This window comes from Williamwhitmania sp., from assembly GCA_035529935.1.
In the GTDB taxonomy this organism is placed as follows: Bacteria; Bacteroidota; Bacteroidia; order Bacteroidales; family Williamwhitmaniaceae; genus Williamwhitmania.
In genome coordinates this window covers 1-9,258 of sequence record DATKVT010000219.1, presented here as the reverse complement: position 1 = coordinate 9,258, position 9,258 = coordinate 1, and the positions used below count along the sequence as shown (strand labels likewise).

6 protein-coding genes are annotated in these 9,258 nt (G+C 45.5%); all 6 read right to left on the bottom strand.

Features of this window, described 5'->3' with window-relative positions; all coding sequences use genetic code 11:
- Positions 1-207: 207 nt before the first annotated feature.
- Positions 208-1,050, bottom strand: coding sequence for a Bro-N domain-containing protein (locus VMW01_16745; protein HUW07896.1), 843 nt, complete (start codon positions 1,048-1,050; stop codon positions 208-210).
- Between the two features lie 356 nt (positions 1,051-1,406).
- Positions 1,407-1,823 (bottom strand): ester cyclase, encoded by a 417-nt coding sequence (locus VMW01_16740; GenBank protein HUW07895.1) that lies wholly within the window; start codon positions 1,821-1,823, stop codon positions 1,407-1,409.
- Positions 1,824-2,148: 325 nt separating this feature from the next.
- The gene (locus VMW01_16735; GenBank protein HUW07894.1) at positions 2,149-5,481 is read right to left on the bottom strand and encodes a DEAD/DEAH box helicase family protein; all 3,333 of its coding nucleotides are present in this window, start codon (positions 5,479-5,481) and stop codon (positions 2,149-2,151) included.
- A complete protein-coding gene (locus tag VMW01_16730) occupies positions 5,478-6,599 on the bottom strand; it encodes a restriction endonuclease subunit S (GenBank protein HUW07893.1) in 1,122 nt (373 codons plus the stop codon). The genes VMW01_16735 and VMW01_16730 overlap by 4 nt, the downstream gene beginning before the upstream one ends.
- Positions 6,596-8,059, bottom strand: a complete 1,464-nt coding sequence (locus VMW01_16725) for a class I SAM-dependent DNA methyltransferase (protein HUW07892.1) — start codon at positions 8,057-8,059, stop codon at positions 6,596-6,598. The genes VMW01_16730 and VMW01_16725 overlap by 4 nt, the downstream gene beginning before the upstream one ends.
- Positions 8,060-8,381: 322 nt before the next feature.
- The gene (locus VMW01_16720; GenBank protein HUW07891.1) at positions 8,382-8,921 is read right to left on the bottom strand and encodes a DUF4468 domain-containing protein; all 540 of its coding nucleotides are present in this window, start codon (positions 8,919-8,921) and stop codon (positions 8,382-8,384) included.
- Positions 8,922-9,258 lie beyond the last annotated feature (337 nt).

Genomic DNA, 9,258 nt, shown 5'->3' with positions numbered 1-9,258 from the left:
TGTGAGTTGTGAGTTGTGAGTTGTGAATGGTGAAAAGTGAATTGGGTGCGGGGGGTAGCTTTTCTGGTTGGTTTGGGTGTAGGAACGGGGAGGAGGGCTCTCCCCGTGAACATAGCTATTATTTTTTATTGTTAAGTGTTTAGCCTGCCTTCCATGGCAGCGGCTTGTTGCAAACGGACGGCACGTGTGCCTGAGCGGGCTTTGAGATCATTTATCATCAATTTCTTTATTCTTGTTTTTATCGAGTTGTTTTGCATTATGGCTTGTTACAACCCTTTTTCCAGTTTTTTCTTCAATCTCGCGTCTTGTATTTCCGGCAATTGTTCCACCTTGTTTTGCTATTTTCCTATTGTCATCAAAAGTTTTGGGGTTTTTCTCTTTAGAAATCACGGTTGTTGTGGCCTCGGCAAGCATATTAAGCACCAGTTCCAAATTTGACATGTGGTCACGAAGATTCTCTTTTTTTAAATTCTTTAGGTTTTTATATTGCTTGGTTGTATAGCTACTCCATGCCTTTGTAATTTCATCAGTCAGGATTGCAAACTCCTGTCCCTTTTGTACACCCCGGTTTTCCCATTCATCGGTTAACTCCTTTCTTACCTCGATACTTTTCAAACGCTGGTTTATCCATTCTTTGCTGTATCCTTTTCGCAAATATGTCTCCATTAATCGGTCAATGCCCAATTCAGGGTCTTCAATTTCGTCGATACGCTCACTGCCAACTTGGGCAAGCCACATTTTAAAGGGTTCGGCTTTGGGCGACGGAATACTTTGAATTAACCTAAACAGCTGCTCGGTATCCGCAACATCTGTTAATCGCATTTTACCATCTTCGGCAGCTAATTTCAACTGTCCGATTTTTTCGGACAGTTCGCTTCCTTCTTTTTGCAGCTTAGCTTTAAGATCGCTCCAATATTTGCGCGGTCGGTCGGTTCCTGTTAAAACCTCAATTACATCAATTATTGAAAAATACCATTGCTCATCTTCTTCTTTCCAGACTGAGCGTATTTGCTTTTGTTCGAATAATTTTATGGCGGTTTCTTTTGTCATATTCAAATCATTTTAATACAGCTGTCCGATTTTTTCGGACAGTTCACTTCCTTATTTATTCCAAAGGTAGAAAAAAACAATCTTGTAAGTTTGTATGGTTAATTACCTAAGTCTAACGTTCGGTATATGAGTAGTGCAGGTAGAATTGCCATGGCTGGAAAATCAACACTTATAGGTGCAACCATTGAACAGGCGTAGTTCTCCTAACTCCTTCGAGAATTGCTATTGGATGGGCAGGTTTGTAGCTAGTTGGGTAGGCGATATCCCCGTGAACCTAGCTGGATAGGGCCATAGGAACAAGTGGGGCAAACGCGCTGTTAGTGGTTTGTATTAATTTCTCTTTAAAATATCACTGGTTACCTAATGAAACCTAATTGTCTCATAATAGTAGTTCTGTCATACACCTGTGTGTGACCACAAATTTTTCCATCCTTAAAATGATATATAGTCACTCCTTTTGCTTCTATCGTTTTATTTGTCGCTGGTAATTGCCCTATTTTCCCTGTGTTTGTTCCTGTCATAACCCAAGTTATTGCAACAAGATTCCCGTCAGATACAGCAGTTTTAATGTCAAAGTGAATGTCTGGGAATGAATTGAAAGTGTAGTTTAACCGTGTTTCAAATTCATTCCAATCTAAAGTCTTTCCTTCCCATGGGTCAGCATTGTCAATATGCACTGTGTATTCGCTTGCTAAAAATTTAGAAATGGTTGCAACATTCTTTTCGTTCCAAACGCTTTTCATAAATTCTCTTAATGTCGTTTCGTTGTTCATTATTTTAGTCTATTTAAGTTTGGAGTGTCGGCTAACAATGACCGCCAACTCGCTTATTTATGCTGCAAAACTGTATCCTACCCAAACCTACAATTAATTTATAGCGCGTCAAACGGCGACCTAACTATTTTAGGCTTTGGTTACCTAAATGATGTAAATCTCGGCAGCGGCTTCTTGCAAACGGTCGGCACTGTCTGAACAGCCTTTTGTTGGTTCTATCCGAGCGTTGCAGCCGTTGGACGGGCAGGCGGGAGCAAGTTGCCAACCACCAGGGTAGTGCAAAGAGAGTGGTTGCCATTCATTGCTGTGATGCGTTGGCAATCTTCTACGCCACCTCCGCGTTGTGATTGATAATCTCAATCAACGAAATGATTCGGGTGGCGATTGCCTCATCGAATAGTCCGCCGATGCCGTTGGAGCTGATATCGGTAAAGGGGGCATCGAACAGCATGGAGGGTTCAATGATTCCCTTTACATTCAGGAAGTTTATTATGGTATTGATGAAGCGGATCTGGTGGGCATTTAGGGTTTGATTATTCAATATTTCGCCAAAGGCCATCTTGGCTGCATTTACATCCAACCCAACAATGCTTCGGATAAACTTGCCCAGTGGCTGCTCGCCGTAGGCATCGGTAAACTGTTTCTTTGTTCCCAGCGTTCCCTGTTGGAATAGCATTCGTTCCAGCTCTTGCAGCTCGTCTTTGGTGATGCATACATTGTTGCGCAGCTTGTAAATGGTAATGTTGTTGCTATGCTCCTTTAAGTATTGCTCTACCTTGCGCTTGTATGCCTCCAAATCATTAAACCCCCATACTATCGGAAATTCCTTTATATCTCCCATAATCTCATCCTCGAACATGGTAAAGTAGATGGGCATGTGCTCCGAGTCCAAGAATTTAATAATGTCCCTTAGTTCGATGCGCACTCGCTCAATATCAGGAATGGTGGCACCTTCCCAGAATAAGCGCTGCTGCACCGCCTTTATCGTATCCATCTTTTTGGCAACCGCCGGAATTGAGGCTTTCTTGCTCAGCTTTCCTGCTGTATCTACAACCTTGTTTATTAGCTCGGCCTGCTTTTTTGTTCCATTCAGCACGCTTAGCTGAATATCGAGCATTAGGACATCGAATCGTTTGGCTAGCTCGTCCTGCTCGACTTCCATCATTAGAGGTGCAATGTGAAGATGCAGCTCTTTTACATCCAAATCGCTTAAAGCGTTCCAAGCGTTGGCATCGCGATACTTTTCCACAACCTCCCAATGCTGACGAACAATAAAGCTCTCGCCATTCAGTGCCTGTGTTTGTTCAATAAGATGGTCGACAACTGCTTGACCATACTCTTTCAACGCCACCTCTTCCTGACCAAGCAGGGCAAAGGCCAAGCGCAAGCGAAGCTCAAAAAGCCGTTGGCTTAGCGATTTGCTGCTATTACCAAGGATACCTTTGGGGGTTGCATTAAAAAACTCAAAGTTTTCGCAGAAGTCAAATATCACAAACTCCTTCTTGTCCTTTTTTAGGGCGAATAGATCCTTGCACAGTCGGGTTCCGCGGCCAATCATCTGCCAGAACTTCACGCTGCTGCGGATGGGTTTAAAGAATACCAGGTTGCATACCTCGGGAACGTCAATCCCCGTATCGAGCATATCCACCGATACGGCAATTTGCGGCTCTTTTGTTTTTTCCTTGAACTTATTCAGCAGATCGTAGCGGTACTCCTCCTTGTGGTCGATTACCTTTAAGAAATCGCCCCTATAGGCAGGATACTGCTTGTTAAACCGTTCCTCGATGAACTTTGCATGAAGGTGCGAACGGGCAAACACGATGGTCTTGGCCAGCTTATCGCCGCCCTCCACCTTAATGCCATTTTGCATCAAATGGCCTATCACCTTATCAACCGTATCGGTGTTGAAGAGCCATTTGTTTAATGCCTCGGCATCTATCTCCTTGGGATACTCGCCTGTAATAGGGTCGGTAAACTGCTCCTCGTACGCCAGCTTCTCCTCGTCGCCAAGCTCGGCATACTTAATGCCGCTTCGCTGAAATTTAATGGGCACCGAGATAGCTCTTGGAGGAACCAGCCATTTATCGGTAACCGCCTGCTCCAGCTCGTAGGCAAAGGTTGGGTTATTCGGCTCCATGCCAAACAGGGCGTAGGTGTCGCGATCGGCCTCCGATTTTGGGGTGGCGGTTAAGCCGATACGAACTCCATCGAAGTAGTTAAAAACGTGCTTGTAGCGATTGTAAACCGAGCGGTGTATCTCGTCGAAGATGATCAAATCGAAATGGCCAACGCCATAGTAGCGGTTATCCCCATCGCTCTCCCCATCAATCATGTTGATGATGGTTTGGTAGGTGGAGAATACAATGCGGCTGCTTTCGTCCTCCTTCTCCTTGGTGAGGTCTACTGCCGGTAGGTTGGGCAGGTAATCGTTCAGGTTTGTCTTAGCTTGGTGTATCAAGGCGTTTCGGTCGGCGAGGAACAGAACCCGCTTTACCCAGCCGGCTTTGCTCAGCAGATCGATGATGGCGGCTGAAACCCTTGTTTTGCCGGTGCCCGTTGCCATAATCAGCAAGGCCTCGCGATGCTTGCCATGCAGCGCCTCGGTTACGCAGCGAATGGCCTCGTGCTGGTAGGGCCGATCGGTAATATCGTTGTTGATCGCTTGCACGGGAAGTGCCTTTTGCGATGTTCGGCGCTGGATAAGCATTTGCAGCTCGTCCTTGGTGTAGAAACCAAACACTTCGCGGGGGGCGTAGCTCAGGTCGTCCCACATCCATGTTCTAAAACCGTTGGAGTAGAATATAACCGGTCGCTGACCAAACTCCTTCTCCAGGCAATCGGCGTATAGCTTGGCCTGGTGCTGACCTACGCGGGGATCGCGCTTGGTCCGTTTGGCTTCGACCACCGCAACAGGCTTTCCATCGTCGCCCCAAAGGGTGTAATCCACAAAGCCGGCACCGTTGTTGCCGATGTCTTGGGGCATACCCTTTATTGGGTATTCAGGAACCTTGTAGCCGTATGGATCCCATCCCGCCTCGCGCAGCAGGGTATCGATGTATATCTTGCGGGTAAGGTCTTCGTTGGGATCAATGGGAGGTGGGATGGAGGCAACGTTCTGCTCCTTTATGGCTTTGATGTTGGCCAGCTCCGCCTCCAGCTTTTGGAGCTGCTCCTGCTGCCGGTGAAACGATTTCTCCAGCTGCTGAAGCTCCTCCTTGCTCTTATCCTTGGCCCCGACCTTCGGCAAGAGCGCTTCGTCGAATGGAGCAACAGGCAACCGCTCCTCGCCGTACACCTGTGTTAGCCAACCGATAAATCCATGCAGCAGCTTAAGGGCGTAAAGCGCCTCCTGGGGTTTAATCTTGGCGCTGGAGTGCACCGCGGTGTTCCCCAGCTTGCGGATAAGGTTAATCTGGTAGAACTGCGAGGGGGCCACCAGGTTCTTAAACCCCTGGTCGTGCATGAGCGAGCTCAGGGTGGTATCGTAGGGCAGCACCAAGTCGGCATCGTGCTCGTAGATCCAGCGCACCCACTCCTCCAAGCTCTTGCGGCAGAGCATGGCGGCATACAGCGGTGCACCGTATACGTGCTCCTCGGCCTCCTGTGGGGCTTTGGCTAGCTCAGCCCACTGACCTGGTATGAAGTTGAAGTTGCTCATTCTGCTACTAGTTCACCATTGAAGGCTTTTTGAATTAAAGTATTGAATAGATCTTTTGATTTTAATGAAGACTCATTGTTTCTTAAAGAAATACTGTTTAACCTTTCAAGTTGATTCATAAATCGGATTTGAATCTTCTTTGGAGGAATAGGGAATCTAAATAGAGACATTTCGTTCATGTTTATTTTTGGGATATTCGCTCTTCTAGATTGCTTGTCAGCAAAATCAAGGAATGAATCACTCCTTAAAATAAAATATAAGTATTCCTTAGTAAGGAACTTTTCTTTGGGTAATAATGGATACATATCTGCACTACAAATTCCTTCAAAATCAGGCAATGTAACTTTATTGAGTTTAGGACGAATTTTATTGTATAAAATATGTTTATTGGTAAAATAGAACTTGCCACTTTTCAAGGATAGTTCATTTGTTCTTTGTAATCCAAATATTCTTCCAGTTGCGCTCTCAATATTATCTCCACCTACATGGTACATTTCGGAATAAGGTGATATTTTAGGATCAACAAGACCTGAAGGAAAGTCAACAACTTCATCAAACCTTTTTACCTCCCAGCCTTTTTCATTCTTCTCAATATCCCCAAACATATCAATAAAGATGGACTGAGCCAGCTCATCGTATTTCTTTAGCAGCTCTTGGTCTTTGCGCTTTAGGGCATCGGCGGCATCGAGTATTTCGGCAATGCGCTTTTGGATGGGGAGAGGGGGGAGAGGGATTTCAATTTCTTTAAGTGCAGATCCATTAACGTGAGGAATGGTTGCACCCGTTCTTTGAGACTTAATTTTAGAATTTAAGGATTCAAGAACCCAGAAGAGATAATTTGGGTCAGCATTATCAACTTTCAACTTTAATCTTGCTAACGTACTTCCTATTACTCCTTCGAAACCAACTCCGACTTTACCAGCATTTGCGCCATCCCAGGCAATAATTAAATCCTCATTTCTAACAAAAACACCATTATCGTTGGTAAATAATGAATTTTCTGCATCATGAAGGTTTTCGATATTAATATACCGATTTATTCCTCCGTCAACAGGTGTGTGTTTTTTACCTTTCGAAATAGTTATTATCTCACCCAAAGGAATAGTTATCCAACTCATACCAGCATCGTTTTTAACTGGTTTAGCAATGCGGCACGCTCCCTATCCAACTCCTCAATTTGGGAGATGATTACCGTTGGCTTCTCGTAGGTTTTAACCTCGTACACCACCTCCTTGTAGCGGTTTATGCTTAGGTCATACTTATTGTCCTGTATCTCCTTTACCGGAACCATAAAGCTGCTATCGGTTCGGCTTCGGTTGGTTTCGCCCTTTAGGTTGTGGTAGCGGCCTACAATATCGGGGATGTCGTTGGCCTCAATGGGTTGGCGCTTATCGTCCAAGCTGAGGCCATCGGCCTTCATGTCGTAGAACCAGACGCTATCGGTTCCACCGCTGTTGGTCTTGGTAAATACCAGCACGGCAGTGCTCACCCCGGCGTAGGGTTTAAATACCCCGCTGGGCATGCTTATCACCGCCTGCAGCTTTTGGTGGTCAATCAGCTCCTTGCGTATTTGCATGTGGGCGTTGCTGCTGCCAAAGAGCACGCCATCGGGCACAATCACCGCCGCTCTGCCACCCAGCTTCAACCCCTTTAGGATTAGGGCCAGGAATAGCAGCTCGGTCTTCTTGCTATCCACCACGCTCAGTATTCTTCCATCCACCGCCTCCCGGTCCAAGCTCCCTTTAAAGGGTGGGTTGGCCAGCACCAGCGTTGCCTTTTCGGTAAATAGGCCGTTGGCCTCGCTCAGCGCATCCATATCGAACAGCTGCGGGTTCTCAATGCCGTGCAGCATCAGGTTCATTCCCCCAATGCGAATCATGGTAGGGTCGAACTCCATACCCATGAACATCTTCTCCTGAAAGTGTTTCTTTATGGTATCGGTGTAGAGCTCCTTCTCGAAATGCTCCCGGATGTATTCGCCGGAGCTGGTTAGGAAGCCCGCCGTGCCGCATGCCGGATCGCAAATCACATCCTCCAGGGTTGGCTCCACCATATCCACCATCATGCGAATAATGTGGCGAGGGGTGCGGAACTGTCCGTTTTGTCCCGCCGAGGCAATCTTGCTCAATAGGTATTCGTACACATCGCCCTTGGTATCGCGGTCGGTCATGGGGATGTTGGAGATCATCTCCACCACCTGAGCCAGCAGCCGGGGGGTGGGGATCATAAAGGTGGCCCCCTTCATAAACTTGCTAAAGGCTGCGCTGCGGTTGCCCACGTTGCGCAGGAAATCGAAAACACCATCACTCTTGGTAAACATGCGGTGCATCACCTCCGGATCCATATTCTTGAAATGGCTCCAGCGCAGCTCGTTCTCCTCAGCTTTATAAATAGGGTCTTCAATTGGTTTCTTAAGCAAATTAGCCTTCGACTCCTTTTGGGTTTGCAGCTCGTCCAACCGGCGAATAAAAAGCAGATAGGTCATCTGCTCAATTACGGTTATGGGGTTCGATAGGCCACCCGTCCAAAAGGCTTCCCACACTTTATCAATCTGCGATCGTAAATCTCCTGTTATCATCTACTAATTCCTTGTATAATCCGTTGTTTTTAATCGGTTCGTAAAGTACTACTTATTTTCGGTGCGGTTGCAAGCTTTGTTCTTTTCCTTTCGGTTGGCGGAATCGCGACACTTGCTTATAGCGATTGAGGCTTTGTTGCCTAAATCTGGAATTAGCATCATAGAAAAAGTGTGGTGCTGCGGGATCGCGTGCAACCGAGCGTTACTCGCTTTCGCTCGTGAGCCCTTTGGGGTTCATGCTGGGTCGTGCCGACCGCACGAAGTCCTATTTATTGGCAATAGTTTTTTAATTCCGTTATGTTAAATCAAATTCTATAAAATATTACCAATCACCATCTTTTTTAGATGTCTTTCCGCTTACATAATTGTAAAATGATTGAGAAAGTTCATTCATTGTTAACTCCAAACTTGGCACAGCGTCAGTATATGATTTTTTAATTTCGCCACTTTTCTTGTAAAAAGTTCCATAGTCGTAAAGTACTTTTTGTCCACCATCGATGTAAAATTGTCCAATAATATATTCAAATCGATAACGTCCATCTTTGAATGATATTTCTATGGTATATTCCATATTATAGGAATTACGAATTCCTAACGATTTATACCACCAAGCATCTGTAGCAAATCCATCAATTCTAATTTTTTCATTCGCAATATTTGCTTTGAGAACTTTGTCAGGATTTTTATAGGTTTCCTGAACCCAATTTTGCGCTTTTTGATAAATTTCGGATGCACTCAAACTGTCAACTTCCACAACGATTGGTTCAACCCCGTTTGGCGTTAATTTCAGTTTAGGAATTTCTTGTCCGATTGATAAATTTGATAGTAAAATCGTTAATGTTAAGAGTAAAATTTTTTTCATTTTCGTTTTGTTTTAAATTATTGCTAACGGATGGCGGTATGAAACGTTGCGCATTTCGAAGCACAAACTTATCAGCCCGCTAAGCCGTTGATTAAATGTTATTTCGTTCAAATATAGCACTATCCGCGCAATGTTTTATGACCGCGTGTGTGTGCCTTGAATGGTAAATATAGTAAAAGTTCTTTTAAACGATGCGTTTAGGAGCCAGTCCAGAGGGTGCAAGTCCCTTGTGCGCGGAGTCGTGTCCGAACGGCGAGGCCCTCACGAGCATTTGCGAGTAACCACTAGCAAGTGGCAAGGTGGTTTATTCGCTACGCTCATGAGATCGCTTCGCTAA

Coding starts and splice junctions, on each gene's coding strand:
- VMW01_16745 (HUW07896.1), bottom strand. CDS start 1,050: ATGACAAAAGAAACCGCCATAAAATTATTCGAACAAAAGCAAATACGC.
- VMW01_16735 (HUW07894.1), bottom strand. CDS start 5,481: ATGAGCAACTTCAACTTCATACCAGGTCAGTGGGCTGAGCTAGCCAAA.
- VMW01_16725 (HUW07892.1), bottom strand. CDS start 8,059: ATGATAACAGGAGATTTACGATCGCAGATTGATAAAGTGTGGGAAGCC.
- VMW01_16740 (HUW07895.1), bottom strand. CDS start 1,823: ATGAACAACGAAACGACATTAAGAGAATTTATGAAAAGCGTTTGGAAC.
- VMW01_16730 (HUW07893.1), bottom strand. CDS start 6,599: ATGAGTTGGATAACTATTCCTTTGGGTGAGATAATAACTATTTCGAAA.
- VMW01_16720 (HUW07891.1), bottom strand. CDS start 8,921: ATGAAAAAAATTTTACTCTTAACATTAACGATTTTACTATCAAATTTA.